Annotated in this window: 21 protein-coding genes; 19 read left to right on the plus strand and 2 right to left on the minus strand. The window is 58.8% G+C overall.

Annotation, left to right across the window (positions count from 1 at the left end; genetic code table 11):
* Positions 1-8: 8 nt before the first annotated feature.
* The 15 genes from MCB86_RS20870 to sstT all read left to right on the plus strand — a co-directional run bounded on the left by MCB86_RS20870 (position 9) and on the right by sstT (position 20,082).
* On the plus strand, positions 9-713 hold the full coding sequence (locus MCB86_RS20870) for a succinate dehydrogenase iron-sulfur subunit (protein ID WP_045161518.1): 705 nt from the start codon (positions 9-11) through the stop codon (positions 711-713).
* Positions 714-1,001: 288 nt separating this feature from the next.
* On the plus strand, positions 1,002-3,833 hold the full coding sequence (locus MCB86_RS20875) for a 2-oxoglutarate dehydrogenase E1 component (protein ID WP_045161520.1): 2,832 nt from the start codon (positions 1,002-1,004) through the stop codon (positions 3,831-3,833).
* Between the two features lie 68 nt (positions 3,834-3,901).
* Positions 3,902-5,128 carry a 2-oxoglutarate dehydrogenase complex dihydrolipoyllysine-residue succinyltransferase gene (gene odhB / locus MCB86_RS20880; protein WP_239612052.1) on the plus strand — a complete coding sequence of 409 codons (1,227 nt, stop codon included), beginning with the start codon at positions 3,902-3,904 and terminating at the stop codon, positions 5,126-5,128.
* A gap of 95 nt (positions 5,129-5,223) precedes the next feature.
* Complete coding sequence (gene lpdA / locus MCB86_RS20885) at positions 5,224-6,660, plus strand: dihydrolipoyl dehydrogenase (protein WP_045161523.1); 1,437 nt, start codon at positions 5,224-5,226, stop codon at positions 6,658-6,660.
* Between the two features lie 178 nt (positions 6,661-6,838).
* Complete coding sequence (gene sucC, locus MCB86_RS20890) at positions 6,839-8,005, plus strand: ADP-forming succinate--CoA ligase subunit beta (RefSeq protein WP_045161524.1); 1,167 nt, start codon at positions 6,839-6,841, stop codon at positions 8,003-8,005.
* Positions 8,005-8,892 (plus strand): succinate--CoA ligase subunit alpha, encoded by an 888-nt coding sequence (sucD, locus tag MCB86_RS20895; protein WP_045161526.1) that lies wholly within the window; start codon positions 8,005-8,007, stop codon positions 8,890-8,892. The genes sucC and sucD overlap by 1 nt, the downstream gene beginning before the upstream one ends.
* Positions 8,893-9,167: 275 nt before the next feature.
* Positions 9,168-10,517: a branched-chain amino acid transport system II carrier protein gene (gene brnQ / locus MCB86_RS20900; RefSeq protein ID WP_239612053.1), complete on the plus strand. Its 1,350-nt coding sequence runs from the start codon at positions 9,168-9,170 to the stop codon at positions 10,515-10,517.
* 49 nt (positions 10,518-10,566) lie between these two features.
* Entirely contained in the window at positions 10,567-11,292 is a 726-nt protein-coding gene (locus MCB86_RS20905; RefSeq protein ID WP_045161528.1) for a DUF599 family protein, read from the plus strand.
* Positions 11,293-11,348: 56 nt separating this feature from the next.
* Positions 11,349-11,807, plus strand: a complete 459-nt coding sequence (locus tag MCB86_RS20910) for a PaaI family thioesterase (RefSeq protein WP_239612054.1) — start codon at positions 11,349-11,351, stop codon at positions 11,805-11,807.
* Entirely contained in the window at positions 11,804-12,250 is a 447-nt protein-coding gene (locus MCB86_RS20915; RefSeq protein WP_045161530.1) for a PaaI family thioesterase, read from the plus strand. The genes MCB86_RS20910 and MCB86_RS20915 overlap by 4 nt, the downstream gene beginning before the upstream one ends.
* Positions 12,251-12,298: 48 nt before the next feature.
* Positions 12,299-13,549 (plus strand): MFS transporter, encoded by a 1,251-nt coding sequence (locus MCB86_RS20920; protein WP_239612055.1) that lies wholly within the window; start codon positions 12,299-12,301, stop codon positions 13,547-13,549.
* A 141-nt stretch (positions 13,550-13,690) separates the two neighbouring features.
* Positions 13,691-15,598 carry a molecular chaperone HtpG gene (gene htpG / locus MCB86_RS20925; RefSeq protein WP_239612056.1) on the plus strand — a complete coding sequence of 636 codons (1,908 nt, stop codon included), beginning with the start codon at positions 13,691-13,693 and terminating at the stop codon, positions 15,596-15,598.
* A gap of 219 nt (positions 15,599-15,817) precedes the next feature.
* A complete protein-coding gene (locus tag MCB86_RS20930) occupies positions 15,818-16,834 on the plus strand; it encodes an amidohydrolase family protein (RefSeq protein ID WP_239612057.1) in 1,017 nt (338 codons plus the stop codon).
* A 181-nt stretch (positions 16,835-17,015) separates the two neighbouring features.
* The gene (locus MCB86_RS20935; RefSeq protein ID WP_239612058.1) at positions 17,016-18,641 is read left to right on the plus strand and encodes a methyl-accepting chemotaxis protein; all 1,626 of its coding nucleotides are present in this window, start codon (positions 17,016-17,018) and stop codon (positions 18,639-18,641) included.
* A gap of 202 nt (positions 18,642-18,843) precedes the next feature.
* Entirely contained in the window at positions 18,844-20,082 is a 1,239-nt protein-coding gene (sstT, locus tag MCB86_RS20940; protein WP_239612059.1) for a serine/threonine transporter SstT, read from the plus strand.
* A gap of 75 nt (positions 20,083-20,157) precedes the next feature.
* On the opposite strand, the gene fabB is transcribed toward sstT, so the two are convergent.
* Positions 20,158-21,375: a beta-ketoacyl-ACP synthase I gene (gene fabB / locus MCB86_RS20945; RefSeq protein ID WP_239612060.1), complete on the minus strand. Its 1,218-nt coding sequence runs from the start codon at positions 21,373-21,375 to the stop codon at positions 20,158-20,160.
* Positions 21,376-21,386: 11 nt separating this feature from the next.
* Positions 21,387-21,902: a 3-hydroxyacyl-[acyl-carrier-protein] dehydratase FabA gene (fabA, locus tag MCB86_RS20950; RefSeq protein WP_021207858.1), complete on the minus strand. Its 516-nt coding sequence runs from the start codon at positions 21,900-21,902 to the stop codon at positions 21,387-21,389.
* Between the two features lie 426 nt (positions 21,903-22,328).
* Between fabA and MCB86_RS20955 the strand changes: the two genes are divergently transcribed.
* From MCB86_RS20955 to MCB86_RS20970, 4 genes are all read left to right on the plus strand, one after another.
* On the plus strand, positions 22,329-23,351 hold the full coding sequence (locus tag MCB86_RS20955; protein WP_239612061.1) for an NAD(P)H-dependent glycerol-3-phosphate dehydrogenase: 1,023 nt from the start codon (positions 22,329-22,331) through the stop codon (positions 23,349-23,351).
* Positions 23,352-23,370: 19 nt separating this feature from the next.
* Complete coding sequence (locus MCB86_RS20960) at positions 23,371-23,709, plus strand: DUF4389 domain-containing protein (protein WP_239612062.1); 339 nt, start codon at positions 23,371-23,373, stop codon at positions 23,707-23,709.
* Positions 23,706-24,164: a phosphohistidine phosphatase SixA gene (sixA, locus tag MCB86_RS20965; protein WP_239612063.1), complete on the plus strand. Its 459-nt coding sequence runs from the start codon at positions 23,706-23,708 to the stop codon at positions 24,162-24,164. The genes MCB86_RS20960 and sixA overlap by 4 nt, the downstream gene beginning before the upstream one ends.
* 74 nt (positions 24,165-24,238) lie before the next feature.
* Positions 24,239-24,464, plus strand: a 226-nt coding sequence (locus MCB86_RS20970; protein ID WP_239612064.1) for a hotdog fold thioesterase, incomplete at its 3' end; no start/stop codon positions are given.

The raw sequence follows: 24,464 nt of genomic DNA on the forward strand, positions 1-24,464 counted from the left end.
TCGCCGATATGTTGCAAGTGAGCGTTTATCGCTACAACCCGGATAAAGATGAAAAGCCGTACATGCAGGACTTCCAGGTCAATACCGATGGTAAGGACCTGATGGTGCTGGACGTGCTTGCCCTCATCAAAGAGCAGGACGAAGGCTTTTCCTATCGTCGCTCCTGCCGTGAAGGGGTTTGCGGCTCCGACGGTATGAACCTGAACGGCAAGAACGGTCTGGCCTGCATCACGCCATTGTCGTCCGTCGTCAAAGGCAACAAGCTTGTGGTTCGTCCGTTGCCTGGTTTGCCCGTTATTCGTGACTTGGCGGTTGATATGGGCATCTTCTATAAGCAGTACGAGAAGGTTCGTCCTTATCTGATGAACGATACGCCGGCTCCGGCTATCGAACGTCTGCAGAGCCCGGAAGATCGGGAGAAGCTTGACGGTCTGTACGAGTGCATTCTGTGTGCTTGCTGTTCGACCAGCTGCCCGTCCTTCTGGTGGAATCCGGACAAGTTTCTTGGCCCCGCTGCGTTGCTTCAGGCCTACCGCTTTCTGGCCGATAGTCGCGACACAGAGACCGAGAGCCGGCTTTCTGCATTGGACGATCCGTTCAGCGTGTTCCGCTGCCGCGGCATCATGAACTGCGTGAGTGTCTGCCCGAAAGGGTTGAACCCAACCAAAGCGATTGGTCATGTGCGCAACATGCTGCTGCAGAGCGCAACCTGATGTGCCCTAGGCGCCTGTGGTTATCCGTAGTTACAGGCTCTTAATGCTTCACCGCGACACCTACGGCGCCAGAGTTTGAACTCGGCGCCGTAGTCTTAGTAGGAATCCCAGCTTACAAGGCCGGGGTTTCGCTCTGAAAATTTGATGACCAGCAGGAGCATCCGGGGTGGTTCTCGGAAACTATCTGCGCGGTCCGTAGTGGCTTTACCCGGGTCGCTGCTTCAGAACTTGGGAAGTCATGCTGCGGTCTCCACGCTGGTGGTGTCTCCTTATCGAAGGTGACCAGACATGCAAGAAAGCGTAATGCAGCGCATGTGGGACAGTGCCCACCTATCCGGTGGTAACGCTGCCTATGTGGAAGAGCTTTATGAGCTCTACCTGCACGATCCCAACGCTGTGCCCGAAGAGTGGCGCACCTACTTCCAGAAGCTGCCTGTCAATGGCGGCGCTGCAGCCGATGTTTCGCATTCGACAATCCGCGATCACTTCGTCCTGCTGGCCAAGAACCAGCGTCGCGCCCAGCCGGTTTCTGCGGGTAGCGTCAGTAGCGAGCATGAGAAGAAGCAGGTTGAAGTCCTGCGTCTGATCCAAGCGTACCGGATGCGTGGCCACCAGGCTGCTCAGCTCGATCCGCTGGGCTTGCAGCAGCGCCCGGTTCCGGCTGATCTGGCCATTAACAACTATGGCTTGACCGATGCAGACCTGGATACGGTTTTCCGTACCGGTGATCTTGCCATGGGCAAAGATCAGGCTACCTTGCGTGAAATTCACCAGGCGCTGCAAGAGACTTATTGCCGTACCATTGGCGCAGAATTCACCCATATCGTCGATTCGGATCAGCGCAACTGGTTCATCCAGCGCCTGGAAAGCGTCCGTGGTCGGCCGACATTCTCACCGGAAATCAAGAGTCATCTGCTCGAGCGTCTGACCGCTGCCGAGGGTCTCGAGAAATATCTGGGCACCAAGTATCCGGGTACCAAGCGCTTCGGTCTGGAGGGGGGTGAGAGTCTGATTCCCCTGTTGGATGAGATCATCCAACGGTCCGGCTCGTACGGCACGAAAGAAATCGTGATCGGCATGGCCCACCGCGGTCGCCTCAATGTCCTGGTGAACACGTTCGGCAAGAACCCGCGCGACCTTTTCGACGAGTTCGAAGGCAAGAAGGTAGAAGGGCTTAGCTCCGGCGACGTCAAATATCATCAGGGCTTCTCCTCGAACGTCATGACCCCCGGTGGTGAAATACATCTGGCGATGGCATTCAACCCGTCCCATCTGGAAATCGTTTCGCCAGTGGTCGAGGGCTCCGTTCGCGCGCGTCAGGACCGTCGTTCCGATTCGGCCGGTGACAAAGTGCTTCCGGTAACCATCCACGGCGACGCCGCCGTCGCGGGTCAGGGCGTGGTCATGGAAACCTTTCAGATGTCCCAGACCCGAGCCTATCGGACTGGCGGCACTATCCGGATCGTGATCAACAACCAGGTCGGCTTCACGACAAACAAGCAGGAAGATGCGCGCTCCACCGAGTACGCGACCGACGTTGCGAAGATGATCCAGGCACCGATCTTCCACGTTAACGCAGACGATCCCGAGGCGGTGCTGTTCGTCACGCAGCTGGCGGTCGACTACCGCATGCAGTTCAAGCGCGACATCGTCATCGATCTGATCTGCTACCGTCGCCGCGGCCACAACGAGGCCGATGAGCCGAGTGGTACTCAGCCGCTTATGTATCAGAAGATCGCCAAGCAGCGCACCACTCGTGAGCTGTATGCCGACTCGCTGACCCAGTCGAAAGTGCTGGAAGAAGCGCAGGTTCAGGAGAAGGTCGACGAGTATCGTACTGCGCTTGACAACGGCCTGCATGTGGTCAAGAGCTTGGTCAAAGAGCCCAACAAGGAGCTGTTTGTCGATTGGCGCCCGTATCTGGGACACACCTGGACCGCTCGTCACGATACGCGCTTCGATCTGAAAGCCTTGCAGGAACTGTCCAACAAGATGCTGGCCATTCCGGAAGGTTTCGTGGTTCAGCGTCAGGTTTCGAAGATCCTTGAAGATCGTCAGAGGATGGGTGCCGGTGCGCTGGCCATCAACTGGGGCTATGCCGAGACGCTGGCTTACGCGACGCTGTTGTTCGAAGGCCACCCGGTGCGTATCAGTGGTCAGGACGTCGGCCGCGGGACCTTTTCGCACCGCCATGCCGCGCTGCACAACCAGAAAGACGGTAGCACCTACATTCCGTTGCAGCATCTGTACGAAGGGCAGCCACGGTTCGATCTATACGACTCCTTCCTCTCGGAAGAAGCCGTGCTGGCATTCGAATACGGTTATGCGACCACCATGCCCAACGCGCTGGTGGTCTGGGAAGCCCAGTTCGGTGACTTCGCCAATGGGGCGCAGGTCGTCATCGACCAGTTCATCACCAGTGGCGAGCATAAGTGGGGCCGTCTTTGTGGTCTGACCATGCTGCTGCCGCACGGCTATGAAGGGCAGGGACCGGAGCATTCATCCGCCCGCCTGGAGCGCTATCTGCAGTTGTGCGCCGAGCACAATATCCAGGTATGCGTGCCGACCACGCCGGCGCAGGTCTACCATATGCTGCGTCGTCAGGCGATCCGCCCGCTGCGCAAGCCGCTGGTGGCCCTGACTCCGAAGTCATTGCTGCGTCACAAGCTAGCGACCTCGACGCTGGAAGAGCTGACTCAGGGCTCGTTCCTGACCGTGATTCCGGAAATCGATCAGATCGAGCCGAGCAAGGTCGAACGCCTGATCATGTGCAGCGGCAAGGTCTATTACGATCTGCTGGATAAGCGCCGCAACGAAGGCCGGGAAGATATCGCGATCATCCGCCTAGAACAGCTCTACCCGTTCCCGGAAGATGATCTGGCCGAGGTGCTCGCGCCGTATCAGAACCTCAAGAGCATCGTTTGGTGTCAGGAAGAGCCGATGAACCAAGGCGCTTGGTATTGCAGTCAGCACCATATGCGTCGTGTTGCCGTCGCGCACAAGAGGGAGTTGTTCCTGCAGTACGCAGGTCGTGAAGCCTCTGCTGCGCCTGCGGTCGGCTATGCCTCCATGCACGCCGAGCAGCAGGAGAAACTGCTGCAGGACGCGTTCACCGTTTAAATCATTCTTGCAAGAGGCCGCGATCGCGCGGCCTCGATGTAGAAATCGAATCAAATAGGACCCAGCTAATGGCTATCGAGATCAAAGCCCCCCAATTTCCGGAATCGGTTGCTGACGGCACCGTTGCCACCTGGCACAAGCAGCCGGGCGACGCGGTCAAGCGCGATGAGTTGATCGTCGACATCGAGACCGACAAGGTCGTGATGGAAGTATTGGCCGAAGCGGACGGCGTGCTGACCGAAATCGTCAAGAATGAAGGCGACACCGTGCTCAGTGGCGAGCTGCTCGGCAAGTTGGAAGCCGGTGGTGCTGCCAGTGCTTCCGCGCCTGCCGCGGCCCCGGCTGAAGCTGCTGCGCCCGCTGCTGCTGCGCCGGCGCCTGCTGCCGGCGGTGAAGATGCCATTCTCGCTCCGGCGGCGCGCAAGCTCGCCGAAGAGAACGGTATCGACCCCAACAGCGTCAAGGGCACCGGTAAGGACGGCCGCGTCACCAAGGAAGATCTGGTCGCCGCCATCGAGGCCAAGAAATCCGCTCCGGCCGCCACCAAGCCTGCTGCCAGCGCCGCTGCTGCGCCTGTTGCTGCTGCCGGCGATCGTACCGAGAAGCGCGTGCCGATGACCCGTCTGCGCGCCAAGGTCGCTGAACGTCTTGTCGAAGCACAGTCGAACATGGCGATGCTGACCACCTTCAACGAAGTCGACATGACCGAAGTCATGGCCCTGCGCTCGAAGTACAAGGACCTGTTCGAAAAGACCCACAATGGTGTGCGCCTGGGCTTCATGTCCTTCTTCGTCAAGGCATCTGTCGAAGCGCTGAAGCGCTTCCCGGCAGTCAATGCCTCGATCGACGGCACCGATATCGTCTATCACGGTTACCAGGATATCGGCGTTGCCGTGTCCAGCGACCGTGGTCTGGTCGTACCGGTCCTGCGCAACGCCGAGCTGATGAGTCTGGCCGAAGTCGAAAGTGGCATCGCTACCTTCGGCAAGAAGGCTCGTGACGGCAAACTGTCGATCGAGGAAATGACTGGCGGCACCTTCACCATCACCAATGGAGGTACCTTCGGCTCGATGATGTCGACCCCGATCGTCAACCCGCCGCAAGCTGCCATCCTCGGCATGCACAACATTTTGCAGCGTCCGATGGCCGTCAACGGTCAGGTTGTCATCCGGCCGATGATGTATCTGGCGCTGTCCTATGATCACCGTCTGATCGATGGCAAGGAGGCGGTCAGCTTCCTCGTGACCATCAAGAACCTGCTGGAAGATCCTGCCCGTCTGCTGCTGGATATCTAACAAGCGTCACGGGCTGCAGCCGACAGGCTAGGCGTAAGCCGGGCTTGTTGATTGCGGCCTTTGACTTTTGCTGCACGTACTCAAGAGGATTTGCAATGAGCCAGAAATTCGACGTCGTCGTCATCGGTGCCGGCCCCGGCGGTTATGTAGCAGCCATTCGCGCAGCCCAATTGGGTTTGAAGACCGCGTGCATCGAGAAGTACCAGGGCAAGGAAGGCAAGACCGCGCTTGGCGGCACTTGCCTGAACGTCGGTTGCATTCCGTCCAAGGCGCTGCTGGACAGCTCCTACAAGTTTCACGAGGCGCACGAGAGCTTCAAGGTGCATGGCATCAGCACCGGCGAAGTGGCCATGGACGTTCCGACGATGGTTGCTCGCAAGGACCAGATCGTCAAAAACCTCACTGGCGGCGTTGCAGGCCTGATGAAGGCTAACGGTGTGACCGTTTTCGAAGGTCACGGCAAGCTGCTCAGCGGCAAGCAAGTCGAAGTCACCGGCCTCGACGGTAACACTCAGGTGCTGGGCGCCGAAAACGTGATTCTCGCGTCAGGCTCCAAACCGGTGGATATTCCGCCTGCGCCGGTCGACCAGAAGATCATCGTCGACTCCACCGGTGCGCTGGATTTCCAGAGCGTCCCGGCCAAGCTCGGTGTGATCGGCGCTGGTGTGATTGGTCTGGAGCTGGGTTCGGTATGGGCGCGCCTGGGCGCCGAAGTCACTGTGCTGGAAGCGATGGACAAGTTCCTGCCGGCCGCTGACGAGCAGATCTCCAAGGAGGCGTTCAAGGTGCTCAGCAAGCAGGGTCTGAAGATCCTGCTGGGCGCGCGCGTGACCGGTTCCGAAGTCAAGGGCGACCAGGTCACCGTCAACTTCACCAACGCCGAAGGCGAGCAGCAGCAAACCTTCGACAAGCTGATCGTGGCGGTTGGCCGTCGTCCGGTGACCACCGACCTGTTGGCGGCCGACGCCGGCGTCGATATGGACGAGCGTGGCTTCATCTTCGTCGACGACTATTGTGCTACCAGCGTCCCAGGTGTTTACGCCATCGGTGACGTGGTACGGGGTGCCATGCTCGCCCACAAGGCCTCGGAAGAGGGCGTGATGGTGGCTGAGCGTATCGCTGGCCACAAATCGCAAATGAACTACGACCTGGTTCCGTCGGTCATCTATACCCATCCGGAAATCGCATGGGTTGGCAAGACCGAGCAGGCGCTGAAAGGCGAGGGCGTTGAAATCAACGTCGGTACTTTTCCGTTTGCCGCTAGCGGCCGCGCCATGGCTGCCAACGACACTGCCGGACTGGTCAAGGTGATCGCCGATGCCAAGACCGACCGAGTGTTGGGCGTTCACGTGATGGGGCCGGCTGCAGCTGAACTGGTTCAGCAGGGCGCAATTGGCATGGAGTTCGGTACCAGTGCCGAAGATCTCGGCATGATGGTCTTCTCGCATCCGACCATGTCCGAAGCGCTGCATGAAGCAGCACTGGCAGTGAATGGCCACGCCATTCACATTGCCAACCGCAAGAAGCGCTGATAGCGCTGCGGTAGAAGACGGTTCGCGTCGGTTCAACTGGGACCCTCGCGAGCCGTCGATACCTTCAACGCAAGGTATGACAGGTCTCTGAAAGGTGTTTTGCGATAGTTTTCAGCGACTTGAGGCGACGCGGCATACATGCAACGTCTGATGCACATCAAACCGAACGGTAGCTAAGATGAATCTTCACGAATATCAAGGTAAGCAACTGTTTGCCGAATACGGATTGCCGGTTTCCAAAGGCTACGCGGTCGATAGCCCCAAGGAAGCGGCTGAGGCTTGCGACCACATTGGTGGCACCGAATGGGTGGTCAAAGCTCAGGTGCACGCTGGCGGTCGCGGTAAAGCAGGTGGTGTCAAACTGGTTCGTAGCAAGGACGAAGCACGTGCATTCGCCGAGCAATGGCTGGACAAGCGCCTGGTGACCTACCAGACCGACGCCAACGGCCAGCCGGTCAGCAAGATTCTGGTCGAAGCTTGCACAGACATCGACAAGGAGCTCTATTTGGGCGCCGTAGTCGATCGCGCCACCCGCCGAGTCGTGTTCATGGCGTCCACCGAAGGTGGCGTGGACATTGAAAAGGTCGCTCACGACACACCTGAAAAAATTCTCAAGGCCACGATCGATCCGCTGGTTGGCGCTCAGCCATTCCAGGGCCGTGAGCTGGCGTTCAAATTGGGCCTGAAAGGCGACCAGGTTAAGCAGTTCACCCATATCTTCGTGAACTTGGGCAAGCTTTTTGTCGATTACGACCTGGCACTGCTCGAAGTCAATCCGCTGGTGATCAAGAAAGACGGCAATCTGCACTGCCTGGATGCCAAGCTGAACATCGACAGCAACGCTATCTATCGTCAGCCCAAGCTGCGCGGCATGCAGGATCCTTCTCAGGACGACCCGCGCGAAGCGCACGCAGCCAAGTGGGAACTGAACTACGTGGCGCTCGATGGCAACATCGGCTGCATGGTCAATGGTGCCGGCCTGGCCATGGGTACCATGGACATCGTCAACCTGCATGGCGGCAAACCCGCCAACTTCCTCGACGTCGGCGGTGGTGCGACCGAGGAGCGTGTGACCGAAGCCTTCAAAATCATCCTTTCCGATGAAAACGTTGCCGCCGTTCTGGTCAACATCTTCGGTGGCATCGTGCGTTGCGACATGATTGCCGAAGGCATCATCGGTGCGGTCAAGGAAGTCGGCGTGAAGGTCCCGGTCGTGGTTCGCCTGGAAGGCAACAATGCCGAACTCGGCGCCAAGAAGCTGAGTGAAAGTGGTCTGAACATCATCGGTGCGACCAGCCTGACCGATGCGGCCATTCAAGTCGTCAAAGCCGCGGAGGGCAAGTAATGAGCGTCCTGATCAATAAAGACACCAAGGTCATCTGCCAGGGCTTTACCGGCTCGCAGGGTACCTTCCACTCCGAACAGGCGATCGAGTACGGCACCAAGATGGTTGGCGGCGTGACGCCGGGCAAGGGCGGCACCATGCACCTCGGCCTGCCGGTGTTCAACACCGTCAAGGAAGCCGTAGAAGCGACCGGCGCTGATGCATCGGTCATCTACGTCCCGGCGCCGTTCTGCAAGGATTCGATCCTTGAAGCCGCGTTCGGTGGCATCAAACTGATCGTTTGCATCACCGAGGGTATTCCGACCCTCGACATGCTCGAAGTGAAGATCAAGTGCGACGAGCTGGGTGTGCGTCTGATCGGGCCGAACTGCCCGGGCGTGATCACACCCGGCGAATGCAAGATCGGTATCCAGCCTGGCCACATTCACTTGCCAGGCAAGGTCGGTATCGTATCGCGTTCCGGTACGCTGACTTATGAAGCGGTCAAGCAGACCACTGACGCCGGCTTCGGTCAGTCCACCTGCGTCGGTATCGGCGGCGACCCGATCCCCGGTTCGACCTTCATCGACATCCTCAAGCTGTTCCAGGAAGACCCGCAGACCGAAGCGATCGTGATGATCGGTGAGATCGGTGGCTCTGCCGAAGAAGAAGCCGCGGCTTACATCAAGGCCAACGTGACCAAGCCGGTGGTTTCCTACATCGCCGGTGTGACCGCGCCTGCTGGCAAGCGCATGGGCCATGCCGGTGCGATCATCTCCGGTGGTAAGGGCACCGCAGACGAGAAGTTCGCCGCGCTGCAGGATGCCGGTGTGAAGACCGTGCGCTCGCTTGCCGATATCGGCAAGGCGCTTGCGGAACTGACCGGGTGGGAAGTCAAGCAGGGCTGATCTTTGACCTGCGACACCAGATGCCAGTCAGCCTGCCTGACTGGCATTTTTGTTTCTGGCGAGGGCAGCTCGTCTGGCACTCGCCAATGTGGCGTCTACAAGATGAGCCCTAACGCCATCATGCCAGAACGGCCTGGCTCCTCGCTCTGAGCGAGGAATTCCAGTAAGGTGCGTGCTTTTTTTCTCGGGCGGCTCGACATGGATAGTGTCCGACTTCGGGGAAACACACCCGGTGCGTTCGCCGTACCAGACCCTCCTGCAGTGGTGACTAACCGATGACTCGTTTGAAAGGCTTGGATCTGCTGGCTCTCGGATTCATGACGTTCGCGCTATTTCTGGGTGCGGGCAATATTATTTTTCCACCCAGCGCCGGGCTTGCCGCGGGGCAAGCAATCTGGCCCGCGGCGGCAGGCTTTCTGATGACCGGCGTTGGTTTGCCGCTGCTCACGGTGGTGGCGCTGGCCCGCGTGGGTGGCGGGATGGACAGGTTAACCGCGCCCCTCGGCCGAGGTGCTGGAACGCTACTGGCCATGGCGGTTTATCTTGCCATCGGGCCGCTATTTGCGACACCGCGCACTGCGGTGGTCTCGTTCGAAATGGGCGTGGCACCCTTCACGGGAAACTCGGCCATTCCACTGCTTGCTTACACAGCGGCGTTCTTTGCTGCGACGCTGTTCCTCGTGCTAAATCCTGGTCAATTGGTCGACCGGGTGGGCAAATTCATCACACCGGTGCTTCTCGCGGCCTTGTTGGTGCTAGGCGGGGCAGCGCTTTTTGCGCCCGCTGGGGGGATTGGCACAACCGCCGAAAGCTACCGCAACGGCCCTTTGCTCAAAGGGTTTCTCGAAGGCTATCTGACGATGGATACGCTGGGTGCTTTGGTGTTCGGTATTGTCATTGCCACCGCCATTCGTGATCGTGGGGTGTCGGAGCCGGCACTGGTGACGCGTTATTCGATGATTGCCGGGAGCATTGCGGCCATTGGGCTTTCGCTCGTCTACTTGGCGCTGTTCTATCTCGGGGCTACCAGCCAGGGGATCGCCGGCGATGCTCAGAACGGTGTGCAGATTTTGACGACTTACGTACAGCATACGTTCGGTACTACCGGCAGTCTGTTGCTGGCGGTGGTGATAGCGCTGGCCTGTCTGACCACTGCGGTCGGGCTGACTGCGGCCTGTGGCGAGTTCTTCAGTGGTCTTCTGCCGGTCAGCTACCGCGCGGTGGTGATCGTGTTCACCTTGTTCAGCCTGATGGTAGCGAATCAAGGGCTTACCCAATTGATCGGTGTTTCGGTGCCGGTGCTGGTCGGGTTATATCCGCTGGCGATCATGTTGGTTGCACTGAGTCTGCTCGATCGCTGCTGGGTCTCGCCAAGTCGAGTGTTCGTTCCGGTGATGGCTGTGACGCTTGTATTTGGTGTAGCGGATGGTCTCTTGGCTGCGGGTTTTACGGATTGGGTACCGGAGCTCTTCACGACCTTGCCGCTGGCTGCCCAAAGCATGGGCTGGTTAGTGCCGGTACTGGTCACTCTGGTCATTGCAGTGATCATCGACCGGTTGCTCGGCCCCGCTCGAGCTCGTAATGAATCGAGCGCGTCGAAAGCTGCGAGCCGTTCGAAGGACTAAGCTCAGCGTTGACCCGCTATAATCAGATGCGAGTTTTCAGGGGACCGTTATGTCGATTCCGAATCATCTTCTACCGCACCTGATAGCTGTCGTCTGGTTTGTCCTGTGTTGGGTTGGGTATACCCGGTACGCCAGTTGGCGCGCCAGGGACACTGCTTGCCTGGCCAGCGTACTGCATCTGTACCGGCAAGACTGGATGCGGCGCATGCTGTTGCGTGACAACCGGATCGCTGACGCCAACGTAATCGGTAATCTAGAGCGCAATGCCGGCTTTTTCGCTTCCAGCACCTTGATTATCCTGGCTGGCATTCTTACGGCGCTGGGCGCCTCTGAGCGAGCGGTCTCGCTGCTCGCCGATTTGCCATTCGCGCAGCCCGTGAGTCGAGGCCTTTCAGAGATCAAACTGCTCGCCCTGGCCGTGGTATTCGTTTACGCGTTCTTCACCTTCAGCTGGTGCATGCGGCAATACAATTTTGCTGCGGTGCTGGTCGCCTCTGCACCTATGGCAGGTGAGCGCAACGTCAGCGACCTGGAGCGGAAGTCATTCGCCGAGCGCGCTGCACGGGTGGTCTCGATGGCCGCCAACCAATTCAACTTCGGGCTGCGTGCTTACTATTTCGGCATGGCCACACTGGCCTGGTTTATTCACCCCTGGTTCTTCATGGGCGTGACGGCGGGCGTGGTGGTCATTTTATATCGCCGCGAATTTCATTCCGACGTACTCGAAGTGATGGTGTTTACGCCAACCTTGCCTATCGAAACTCCCAAGGAATAGGGCCGCGTCCGCGAGCAGGTTAATGTGCTCGGCTTGTTTCACATTTGAGAATTCGCATGAGCGATAGTCAGATACTGGAGCGCACCCGGCGCTTCCTTTCCTTGTTACGTCATTGTCAGGTCCTCGGCATGAGCGTCGAGCACGCCGATGCCAAGGGGCTTACCCTGCGCCTCCCCTATAGCGAGAAGATCGTCAGCAATCCCGAAAGCGGGCTCGTTCATGGTGGTGCAATCACCACACTCATGGACACGACCTGCGGTATCTCGACGGCCTGCGCCTTGCCCGAAATGGAGATCTGCCCGACGCTTGATCTGCGTATCGATTACATGCACCCGGCGGAGCCGAATCATGACGTGTTAGGTTTTGCTGAATGCTACCGCGTCACGCCGACAGTGATTTTCACCCGTGGCGTGGCGTATCAGCGTGATATCAACGAACCGATCGCGCATGTAGTGGGCACTTTCATGCGCATGGGCAAAAGCACGCTGGTATCAGCATCGCAGGTGCGTCGATGAGCAGTCTGGACCTTGATGCGCTGGTTCGCGAGGCCCATACCAGCAACAACTACGATGCGCTCCTGCAGATGGTGCCGTATGCCAGGCTGATCGGCATCGAGTGTTTACGGCTCGGTGACGAGATGGTGTTCCGGCTGCCCAAGAACCAGGACAACATCGGTAATCCCACGCTGCCTGCGATCCACGGTGGGGTGATCGCCGGCTTCATGGAGCACGCGGCGATGCTCCATTTATTGATGTTCATGGGCGCGCCACATTTGCCCAAAATCATCGACTTCTCGATAGATTATCTTCGGGCGGGTCACTATCGTGACACCTTTGCCGCCTGCCAGGTCTGGCGCCAGGGGCGCCGTGTAGCAAACGTCGCGGTTACGGCCTGGCAAACGAATCAGGCCGAGCCCATCGCCACTGCCCGTTGCCACTTCAAAGTCAACGAGCCCTGATCGTCCGGCGGCTACCACTCCTCCATGTAGTTGCTTCAAGGGTGTTGAATGGATGCGTTGCTGATACTGGGCGGGCTGCTGCTGATAGGGGCGGGCCTCGTCTGGTTGATCGTTCTGGCTTTCAGTAAGGGCTTGTTGTGGGGCGTCGGAAGCCTGCTTCCTCCTGTTACCTTGCTCTTCGTCGTTCGACACTGGGGTGTCGCCCGAAAGGCCATTGGCTTGTCAGGGTTGGGGTTCATCCCTTTGATTGTCGGATTCACGATGCTTGCCAGCCAACAGCCGGAGCGGCTGGCGGCGATCGCCAGCTTGCAGTGGCTCGAGCCGGACGAGCAGATGCAGAGCCGCCATCTGGCTATAGGGCTACGGGGGGAGCTCGATGGACGCCCATTCAGCCCACGGGTCGGCAGTTTCATGAATGGCGTGTTGACACTACGTGAAGGGGACGATCTGTTTGCCAGGCAAGAAGTCCGCATTCGCCTCGGCACGACCCCTCCCGGTGCATTACGGGTCGACGTGCTGCCCCAGGATGTCAGCCCGGTACCGGAGGTGGAAATCAACTGGATGCGCCCCGAGCAGGAACTGCCCGAAGCACGCAGAGTCAGTAGCGGCTATACCCTGCATCTGGATCTGCAACCGGTTCCGCCGAACAAGTTGGCTGGCGACTTTCATCTGGTCCTGCCAGCGCACTACCACACCAGCCTCAGCGGCCATGTCGAGCTATTCACCGATGACTTACGTTATCGCTCAGGTCAAGTAGATCTGACGCACGACTCGGCGGATACGCTCATTCATCTGGCCAGGGACCATTTGCAGCGACGCTTCGAGACGCGAGCGGTAACCATCGAATCGCTGGCTCCGGTGAATTTTCCCGCTTTTGCCATGAAACTCAGGGTGCAGGCGAAAGTAAAGGGTACGCCAGGCCAATTCGAGATGGATGTTCACAAGGACGACCAAGGCTGGGCGGTAGACGACGACAGCTACCCACCTTTGCCTGAGGCGATCGAAACGCCAGCCAAGGTAATCGCCGTCCAGCCGGAATCTCTCCCAGACAGTGCGCCATCACCTCGTGTCGATCGTCGACAGCGGTTTTCCCTGGCGCTGTTGCTGCGCAATCCGGCGCGCTATGAACATTTGCTGGTGCGGGCGCATACGGAGCGTGGCGGGGTGGCGGAAGGGCGTTTCGTCGGCATTGATCGTGACGGTAACGTGGCCATCCGGCGCATGCTCAAGGGGCCGGGAGAGGCCACTTACAATCTCGCCCCGAGCGATATCGTTTTGCTCGAGCTGCTCGAACCATAGCGTCGAGCAGCTCGAACGGCCGGCTCGACGGAGTGCAGTGCTGGTAAGCCGGCGCACTTGAATTCCTGCATCAAGCCCCCATCTGCTTGACATCACCGCAGTCGCGGTCCGTGCCATTGACGATGTGGAGTTTGCAAGACGATGAGTGTGGAGACTCAAAACAAAGAAACCCTGGGCTTCCAGACCGAGGTGAAGCAACTGCTTCATCTGATGATCCATTCCTTGTACTCGAACAAGGAAATCTTTCTTCGTGAATTGATTTCCAACGCCTCGGATGCGGCTGACAAACTACGCTTCGAGGCATTGGCGAAGCCCGAACTGCTCGAGGGCGGTGCCGAGCTGAAGATCCGTGTCAGCTTCGACAAGGACGCCAAGACCGTCACCCTCGACGATAACGGCATCGGCATGAACCGTGAGGATGTCATCACCCACCTCGGTACTATTGCCAAATCCGGTACCGCCGAGTTCATGAAGCACCTCACGGGTGACCAGAAAAAAGACTCGCACCTGATCGGTCAATTCGGTGTGGGGTTCTATTCCGCATTCATCGTCGCCGACCAGGTCGAGGTATTCAGCCGTCGCGCGGGCACGCCTGCCGATGAGGGCGTGTACTGGGCGTCTAAAGGCGAGGGTGAGTTCGAAGTCGCCACTATCGACAAACCGGAGCGCGGCACCCGCATCGTGCTGCACTTGAAGTCGGGCGAAGAAGAATTTGCCGATGGCTGGCGTCTGCGCAACATCATCAAGAAGTACTCCGACCATATCGCCCTGCCGATCGAGCTGCCAAAAGAGTTTCATGGCGAAGAGAAAGACAAGCCGGCGGAGCCTGAATGGGAGACCGTCAACCGCGCCAGCGCGCTCTGGACGCGTCCTCGTACCGAGATCAAGGACGAGGAGTATCAGGAGTTCTACAAGCACGTCGGCCATGATTTCGAGAATCCGCTGGCCTGGAGCCACAACAAGGTCGAGGGCAAGCTCGAATACACCTCACTGCTCTATGTACCAGGCCGCGCGCCGTTCGATCTGTACCAGCGCGAAGCACCCAAGGGCCTCAAACTTTACGTGCAGCGCGTGTTCATCATGGATCAGGCGGACGAATTCCTGCCGCTGTATCTGCGCTTCATCAAGGGCGTGATCGACTCAAATGATCTGTCGTTGAACGTTTCGCGCGAGATCCTGCAGAAAGACCCGATCATCGACTCGATGAAGTCGGCTCTTATCAAACGTGTTCTGGACATGCTGGACAAGTTGGCCAAAGACAAGCCTGAGGACTACAAAAACTTCTGGAAGCAGTTCGGCCAGGTGCTCAAGGAAGGCCCGGCAGAAGATTTCGCCAACAAGGACAAAATCGCCGGTCTCCTGCGCTTCGCCTCCACCCATGACGCCTCGGGCGAGCAGAGCGTATCGCTGGTCGACTACCTCGGACGTGTCAAGGAAGGTCAGGACAAGATCTACTACCTCACGGGCGAATCCTATGCGCAGGTCAAGAACAGTCCGCACTTGGAAGTCTTCCGTAAGAAGGGTATCGAGGTGCTGCTGCTGACCGATCGCATCGACGAATGGTTGATGAGCTATCTCACCGAGTTCGACGGCAAACAGTTCGTGGATGTCGCACGTGGGGATCTGGATCTCGGCAAGCTGGACACCGAAGAGGACAAAAAGGCCCAGGAGGAAATCGCCAAGACCAAGGAAGGCCTGGTCGAGCGTCTCAAGACCTCGCTCGGCGACGCCGTGGCCGAGGTGCGGGTATCGCACCGGCTGACCGACTCACCGGCGATCCTCGCTATCGGTGAACAGGACTTGGGCTTGCAGATGCGCCAGATTCTCGAGGCGAGCGGGCAGAAGGTGCCTGAGTCCAAACCGATCTTCGAGATCAACCCGCAACACCCACTGATCGAGAAGCTGGACGCTGAGCCGGATGAGGACCGCTTCACCGACCTGTCGCACATTCTCTTCGATCAGGCTGCGCTGGCCGCTGGCGATAGCCTCAAAGATCCAGCTGCCTACGTACAGCGTCTGAACAAACTGCTTGTTGAGCTTTCTGCGTAACTTGCAGCCGCTCGCAAAAGGGCCCGTCAATGACGGGCCCTTTTGCGTTTAGCCCGACGTTCTCACCGTGAGTTTGGGCCAGCCGGTAGCGCCGATACGACTGGCAAGAGGCGATTGGCAAAACAGGTTCAGTCACCAATACACAGGCGAAACGACAGCGACTACTGAACCGCCATGCGGCGGGGCGGTCTATCCGCTTGGCTGTCAGGAGGTCATTGGTTGTTCACCTTACGAAACTGTTTTGTCGCGTTGTGCCTGGTTGCTTCAAGTGCACCGGCGTATGCGCGCGATTATCACTACAGCGATGCGCATCTGCATTTCGTTGATTTCTTTCAAGAAAGCGATGGCATGGCCAACTTGCTCAAGGCCATGGACGCCGGTGATATCGATCATGTAATGATCAGCGGTATTCCGGTTGCCAAGAAATGGCATGAGAACGAGCCCAAACGACCTCGCTACTATGCCGGTGACGACGCGCCGGTTTATTGGTACAGCGCAACCGATGTGGTGGTTGCTGCGGCATTGAAGGAGCTGAACGAAGAGCAACGTCGCCGATTCCATCCGTTCCTGTCTGGCTTCAATCCCAACGACAAGAATGCCGATGCGCACATCCGGCGAATGCTCGATCTTGATCCGGGTCTCTGGCAGGGGCTGGGAGAGGTATTCACTCGTCACGACGACGTGACCGCCTTGACCGAAGGCGATACGCCTCGCGCCAACAACGAGGCGCTGACCCGGGTTTATCACCTGGCAGCCGAGTTCGATCTACCGGTGATGCTGCATTCCAACATCACCTCCAAGCGCGAGCGCAATCCTCTCTATTTGGCAGAGCTGGAAGAGCCACTGCGCAATCACCCTCATACCCGCTTCATCTGGGCACATGCCGGCACCAGCATGGAGCTGCACCGACATCAGGAAAAGCTCGAGTTCTTGCTTCCGACGGTCAGCCGTCTGCTAGATGATTATCCCAATCTATACATCGATCTGTCCTGGACGATGCTCAGGCCCTATCTCATGGACGAGGCTGGCGTGCCGGACAAGGATTGGTTGGCACTGATCGAGCGCCATCCCACGCGCTTCATGATCGGTACTGACGTGGTTGGACGGTTCGACGGCTTGGCCGAAAACATCCATGCGTTCGATCCGTTCCTTGATGCCTTGCCTGAGCCTGTTGCTCGTCAGGTTGCACGCGAGAACTTTTTGGCTGTCTTGCCTCGCAAATCGCATCAGAAATAGCTGAGCGCGCAAAAATCAGCGGGCATTAGTGGCTATCTGCCAGCTACTTTGCCATTCGTCGAAACTCCGCCGTGCAGCGCTGTTTTTTGACGTCAATTATTCAAGCTATTGGTTCCGACTCCGATATCAGGGCTGTTACTGCTGCGATGAGTGCAGCACATCTCTTGGAGTACAAGGTCCTATGTCGATCCGACGTTTGAATATTTCGAGCCGCTCTGCAGTTGGCTTCGGCTTGATTGGTCTCATGGTCCTGGCCCTGGGCTTGTTCGCTGTGAACCAGATGGCCGAGATGCGCAAGCAATCCCGTGAAGTTGACGAGAATTGGCTGCCGAGCCTCGTCAGCCTGGGGGACCTGAACGCCGGCATGCAACGTACGCGTGCGCTGACGATGCGCTTGATCATGTTGAACACCGACCAAGCACGTACCTCGACCAGTCAGATGCTTGCCAAGCTGACCGATGACGTCGGTTCGATGAAAGCCGAATACGAACGGATGCTGACGACAGCAGATGAAAAGGCGGCATATGAACGCTTTAGAACCGCTCAGGCTCAGTACATGGTTGAGCAGAGCAAGGTGGTCGAGTTCGCCATCCGGGGTGCGCGGGAGCAAGCACTGGATGTCATGAACGGCAGCATCAGCGAGCATGCTGATGCAATGACCAAAGCGTTGGCCGATCTGCAGCGCATCAATGCCGACGAAGCGGGTCTTGCCGCGGGCCGCGCGCTGACGGCGTACGAAACGGCGTTCAGCTGGGTGATTATCACCATCATCATGGCGGCGCTTGTGACTGTGGCGCTGGCTGTTCTGTTCACCAAGAGCATCGTTCGGCCTTTGAATCAGGCGGTCGAAGTGGCCGAGGCGGTGGCTGCTGGTGATCTCACTCGGGACTTTGCCATAGAAGGCAACGACGAGCCGGCGCGCTTGCTGGTTGCGCTGAAGGCCATGCAGACAAATCTGCGCAATACCATCCAGGGCATTGCCGATTCGTCCAATCAGCTGGCTTCGGCGGCTGAAGAGCTCAACATCGTTACCGAGGATTCGACTCGCGGACTGCATCAACAGAACCATGAGATCGAGCAGGCCGCCACGGCGGTGAATGAAATGACGGCGGCTGTGGACGAGGTAGCCCGCAATGCGGTGGCGACTTCCGAGGCTTCACGTGAGTCGGACACGACGGCGCAGCATGGTCGCCAGCAGGTGATCAGAACCGTCGAGTCGATAGATCTGCTGGCAGAGGATGTCACCACTACCGCTAATCAGGTCGAGCAACTGGCCGGTCAGGTACGGGACATCAGTAAGGTTCTGGATGTGATTCGCTCGATTGCCGAGCAGACCAATCTGCTGGCGCTCAACGCTGCCATCGAGGCGGCTCGTGCTGGCGAGGCTGGCCGCGGTTTTGCGGTGGTAGCCGATGAGGTGAGGGCGCTGGCGCACCGCACCCAGCAATCTACTCAGGAGATCGAGCAGATGATCGGGGACGTTCACCAGGGCACCGATAAAGCGGTTCAAGCCATGCAAGCCAGCAACGAACGGGCACGTAGCACGCTGGGTGTCGCGCGTACTGCCGGTGAAGCGCTTGATGACATCGCACGAGCGATCAGTCAGATCAGCGAGCGCAACCTGGTTATCGCCAGCGCTTCGGAGGAACAGGCTCAAGTGGCTCGTGAAGTCGACCGTAACCTGATCAACATTCGAGACCTGTCGTTGCAGTCCTCGGCGGGTGCCAATCAGACCAGCGTCGCGAGCCAGGAACTGGCGCGGCTGGCTGTCAGCCTGAACGAGCTGGTGGCGCGCTTCCGTATCTGACGGTGAACCAACAGCGCGCCCCGTTGTTCGGGGCGAGCTGTATGGCGCTGTTAGCACCATTGCGGCAGCGTTCCGTTTGCCTCGGTGCTGGGCATTGGGGACTGATATGCGTACTATCCGGCGTTTTTAATCGGCCATCGCCGTAGCGCTCATCAGCGTCAAGGCGTTGCGCCCGGTCCAGCCTCTTACGCCGAGACTACCAATGCTCAACCTCTCAAATCGCCTTTTTAGAGCCTATAACCGTGTCAGTCTGGTGACCCAGATCGTTGTCGGGCTGGCCGCCGGTTGCCTGCTGGCATGGCTGTCTCCACAAACCGCGAACTCGGTCAGCCTGCTAGGAGATCTGTTCGTGTCGGGTTTGAAGGCCGTTGCACCAGTTCTGGTCTTCGTGCTGGTAACCGCGTCTCTGGCCAACCATAAACGCGGACAGCCAACGCACATCCGGCCGATCCTGGTGCTCTATGCGCTGGGAACCTTGAGCGCCTCCGTGGTAGCGGTTATCGCCAGTACGCTGTTTCCCACCAGCCTCACATTGATCAGTCAGGCCAACGACGTCGCGCCACCGTCCGGGGTCGGCGCCGTTCTGCAAACCCTATTATTCAACGTGGTGGACAATCCGGTGCACGCGCTTATCGAAGGCAACTTCATCGGCATCCTGGCGTGGGCCATCGGTCTAGGTGTCGCGTTTCGCCACGCCCGCGAAAGCACGCGCGATCTGATTGCTGATATATCGGAAGGGGTGACGCTGATCGTCAAGGTTGTAATTCGCTTCGCACCGCTGGGCATTTTCGGCCTGGTCGCCGGGACGCTCGCTGAGTCCGGCTTCACGGCACTGGCCGGCTACTTGCAACTGCTATTGGTGCTGGTCGGCAGCATGCTGTTCATGGCATTCGTCGTGAATCCGCTGATCGTGTTCTGGCAGATTCGTAAGAACCCGTATCCGCTTGTGTTGACCTGCCTGCGTGAAAGCGGGATCACCGCATTCTTCACACGCAGTTCGGCAGCGAATATCCCGGTCAACATGCAGCTTTGCGAGCGTCTCGGGCTACACAAGGACACCTATTCGGTGTCGATCCCACTGGGTGCGACCATCAACATGGGCGGGGCTGCGATCACTATCACGGTGCTGACCCTGGCGGCCGTCAATACGCTGGGTATCGTCGTCGATATACCCACTGCCATCCTGCTCAGCTTGCTCGCGGCCATCTGCGCCTGCGGTGCATCCGGCGTGGCGGGCGGTTCGCTGTTGCTGATTCCGCTGGCGTGCAGCCTGTTTGGCATTTCCAATGATCTGGCCATGCAGGTGGTGGCGGTCGGATTCATCATCGGCGTGGTGCAGGATTCGACCGAAACTGCGCTGAACTCATCCACCGACGCGCTGTTCACCGCCGCTTCATGTATCGCTCATGGTGATGTGGGTGAAGACGGAGCACGGCCCTGATCGGGCCTGAAATCGGCAACAGAACGCACAAACAACAACGGCGCCTAAGGCGCCGTTGTTTTAACCGCTTGTCGATCAGCCTTTCCAGCGCTTTAGAACCAGCGTGGCGTTGGTGCCACCGAAACCGAAGCTGTTGCTCATGACGGTGTCGATCTTGGCATCTTCGCGAGTTTCACGAACGATCGGCATGTCAGAGACTTCCGGATCCAGCTCTTCGATGTTGGCCGAGCCTGCGATGAAGTTGCCCTGCATCATCAGCATGCAGTAAATCGCCTCGTGAACACCTGCGGCGCCCAGTGAGTGACCGGAGAGGCTCTTCGTCGAGCTGATGGCCGGGACCTTGTCGCCGAACATGTTGCGCACGGCCTTGCTCTCGGCGACATCGCCCACCGGCGTGGAGGTACCGTGGGTGTTGAGGTAGTCGATGTCGCCATCGACCGTCGCCATAGCCTGCTGCATGCAGCGCAACGCGCCCTCACCACTTGGTGCAACCATGTCGTAGCCGTCTGAAGTGGCGCCGTAACCGACGATTTCCGCGTAGATCTTGGCGCCGCGCTTGAGCGCGTGTTCCAGCTCTTCGACCACGACCATGCCGCCGCCGCCCGCGATGACAAAACCGTCACGCTTGGAGTCGTAGGCGCGCGAAGCCTTCTCTGGCGTTGCGTTGTATTGGCTGGAGAGCGCGCCCATGGCGTCGAACAGGCAGCTCTGGCTCCAATGTTCTTCTTCGCCGCCACCGGCAAAAACAACGTCCTGCTTACCCATTTGAATCTGCTCCATCGCATGGCCGATGCAATGCGCGCTGGTGGCGCAAGCCGAGGCGATGGAGTAGTTGATGCCCTTGATCCGGAACGGCGTGGCCAAGCAGGCGGATACCGTGCTGCTCATGGTGCGCGGCACGCGGTATGGGCCGATGCGCTTGACGCCCTTGTCGCGCAGGATATCGATGGCTTCCATCTGGTTGATGGTCGAAGCGCCACCGGAGCCGGCGATCAGGCCGATACGCGGATTGGAAATCTCATCAGCGCTGAGGCCGGAATCTTCCAACGCTTGCTGCATGGCCAGATAGGCATAAGCCGCCGCATCGCCCATGAAGCGAAGAACCTTACGGTCGATCAGCTCTTCGAGGTTCAGATTGACCGAACCCGAAACCTGGCTGCGCAGACCCATGTCCGCATAAGCCTGGTTGAAGCGAATGCCAGGGCGGCTGGCGCGCAGGTTGGCGGAAACGGTGTCTTTGTCATTGCCGAGGCAGGAAACGATACCCAGGCCGGTGATCACGACGCGACGCATGCGGAAGTCCTTCAAAAGCTATCGGTAGATGTAAACAGGCCGACGCGTAAACCTTCGGCACTGTAGATCTCGCGACCATCTACGCTGACGGTACCATCGGCGATGCCGAGGATCAGAGAGCGATTGATGGTGCGTTTGATATGGATGTTATAGGTGACTTTCTTGGCGGTCGGCAGGACCTGGCCGAAGAACTTCACTTCGCCAGAACCCAGCGCACGACCACGGCCGGGGTTGCCCTGCCAGCCGAGATAGAAGCCGACCAGCTGCCACATGGCGTCAAGACCCAGGCAGCCGGGCATGACCGGGTCACCTTCGAAATGGCAGGCAAAGAACCAGAGATCAGGATTGATATCCAGCTCGGCGACCAGCTCGCCTTTGCCGTACTTACCGCCCACTTCGCTGATATGAACGATGCGATCGACCATCAGCATGTTCGGCGCGGGCAGTTGCGCATTACCGGGCCCGAAAAGCTCGCCGCGGCTGCAACGAAGCAGATCTTCCCGAGTAAAGGCCTGTTGTTTGGTCATGCGTATTCCTCAATGGTCCCTTTATGGAGGGCTTGCTGCTTTTTATCCGACCCGAAAATAGAGAGTCCGATCATAAAGACTAGTCATAGACTGCCACCCTGCGCCGAAAGTCACAGCGCAAGGACATGGATACCGCTCGTTTCGACCGACTACGAGAAGACCATGGTAGAAACGGGCCGATACTTTAACACTCCTGGCCTGCGACAACGACCATGCGACGACCTGTCCCTTATAGACCATAGGGGAACGTATCGCGACGATGCCCGCAGGGCATGGCTGGACGCAGGGATCTTTTTCCGGATCAAGGCGTCGTTTGAAACTGTAACCCGATGATTCTATTGACGACTGGCTTTGTACTGGCTGAGAGCGGAGCGCTACGTATAATGCCGATCATTGCCATCCAGGTTGGCTCAAAACGGATACCTCATGACTGAACAGCAACCCATAGCGGTGCTTGGCGGCGGTAGCTTCGGGACCGCGATCGCGAATCTGCTTGCCGAAAATGGCCACGGCGTCCGGCTGTGGATGCGTGATGCCGAGCAGGCCGAAAGCATCCGCGCCCAGCGTCAGAATCCGCGCTATCTGAAAGGTGTGGTAGTGCTTCCAGAGGTCACCCCGGTGACGGACCTGGGGCAGACGCTGGCGGACTGCGAGCTGATCTTCGTAGCGCTGCCCTCCAGTGCGCTGCGTCAGGCGTTATCGCCGTTCGCGGCTCAACTGTCGGGCAAGATGCTGGTCAGCACGACCAAAGGTATCGAGGCACAAGGCTTTATGCTGATGAGTCAAATCCTTCAGGAAATTGCACCGCAGGCTCGAATCGGCGTGATCTCGGGGCCCAATCTGGCACGTGAAGTGGCCGAGCATGCCTTGACCGCAACCGTTGTCGCCAGTGACGACGAGGCGCTCTGCCGATGTGTGCAGCAGGCGCTACATGGTCGAACCTTCCGCGTCTATGCCAGTTCCGATCGTTTCGGTGTGGAGCTCGGCGGTGCGCTGAAGAACGTCTATGCCATCATGGCTGGGATGGCCGCTGCCCTGGGCATGGGCGAGAACACGCGCAGCATGCTGATCACGCGCGCGCTGGCGGAGATGACCCGGTTTGCGGTCCGATTGGGCGCCAACCCTATGACCTTCCTCGGGCTGGCGGGCGTGGGAGATTTGATCGTTACCTGCACTTCTTCGAAGAGTCGCAACTTTCAGGTGGGCTATGCGCTTGGCGAAGGCCTGAGCCTCGATCAGGCGGTATCCCGTTTGGGGGAGGTGGCTGAGGGCGTCAATACCATCAGGGTGCTGAAGACCAAGGCCGAGGAACTTCAGGTCTACATGCCACTGGTCGCTGGGTTACATGCCATTCTGTTCGAGGGGCGTACGCTGGAACAGGTAATCGCGCTGCTGATGCGCGGCGAGCCGAAGACCGACGTGGATTTCATTTCCACCGACGGCTTCTGAAACGATAGCGGAGATATCGATGAGCACATCACAACGCAGTACGGATCGCGAATCGCTGATTCTGCGTGCCATCTGGATGCTGGTTTTCTTTTTTGTCTGGCAGGTGGCCGAACTGGTGCTGCTGGTGGTCGTAGCCGCGCAGTTGGTCCTGCGTTCGGTGAATGGCAAGGCCAACGAGAGCCTGCTAGCGCTGGGCGACAGCCTCAGTCAGTACGTGGCACAGATCGGCCGTTTCGGCACCTTCAACACGGATCGCAAGCCCTGGCCGATGTCCGATTGGCCTCAACCGCGTCCCGCCGATATGGAAACGGCGCCACCCGTGACGCCGACGCCGCCAGCGCAGGAGCCGCAGCCATGAAGATATGGCTGCTGCGTCACGGGGAGGCCGAGCCCAGGGCCCGTACCGATGCGGAACGTAACCTGACAGCCGCCGGTCGGCTCGAAGTGGAGGGCGCTGCGGCGCAACTGATGGATCAGACGCTGCAGGTTATCCTCGTCAGCCCCTATCAGCGGGCCCAGCAGACCGCAGAAATCGTCCGGCAGACGCTTGATTTCGCCGGTCCGGTCGAGACGGTACCCTGGCTGACGCCCGAGTCGGATCCAAACGATGCAATGCTATATCTCGACCGTCGCGCCGAGCAGAATCTACTGCTTGTGACCCACCAGCCCTTCGTCGGCGTATTGGGTGGCTGGCTGGTCAGTGGCCATCGCGACGCGCCGCTACCGATGGCGACTGCCAGCCTGGCCGAGCTGGACGGTGAACATCTGGCCGCGGGACTGATGCGCCTCGTCAAACTGCAGCATCCGGGCTGACCGGCGACATCGTTCTGAAAAACTAGAGCGCAGCGCAGCGTGCTGGTTTAGATCAAGTACATGGAGAGCGACACTTGAGCATTTGGCACCGTCTTCCGGAACTCGAACAACTCAACGCTAACAGCCAGAACACCATCGCCGAACTGCTCGATATTCGGTTCGAAGCCGTCGGTGACGACTCCCTTACCGCCAGCATGGTGGTCGATTCCCGCACTCACCAGCCTTATGGCTTGCTGCATGGTGGCGCTTCGGTGGTGCTCGCCGAAACCGTAGGTTCCGTGGCCAGCTATCAGTGCATCG

Origin of the sequence: Pseudomonas sp. KSR10, assembly GCF_022355455.1 — a bacterium.
In the GTDB taxonomy this organism is placed as follows: domain Bacteria; phylum Pseudomonadota; class Gammaproteobacteria; order Pseudomonadales; family Pseudomonadaceae; genus Stutzerimonas; species Stutzerimonas stutzeri_E.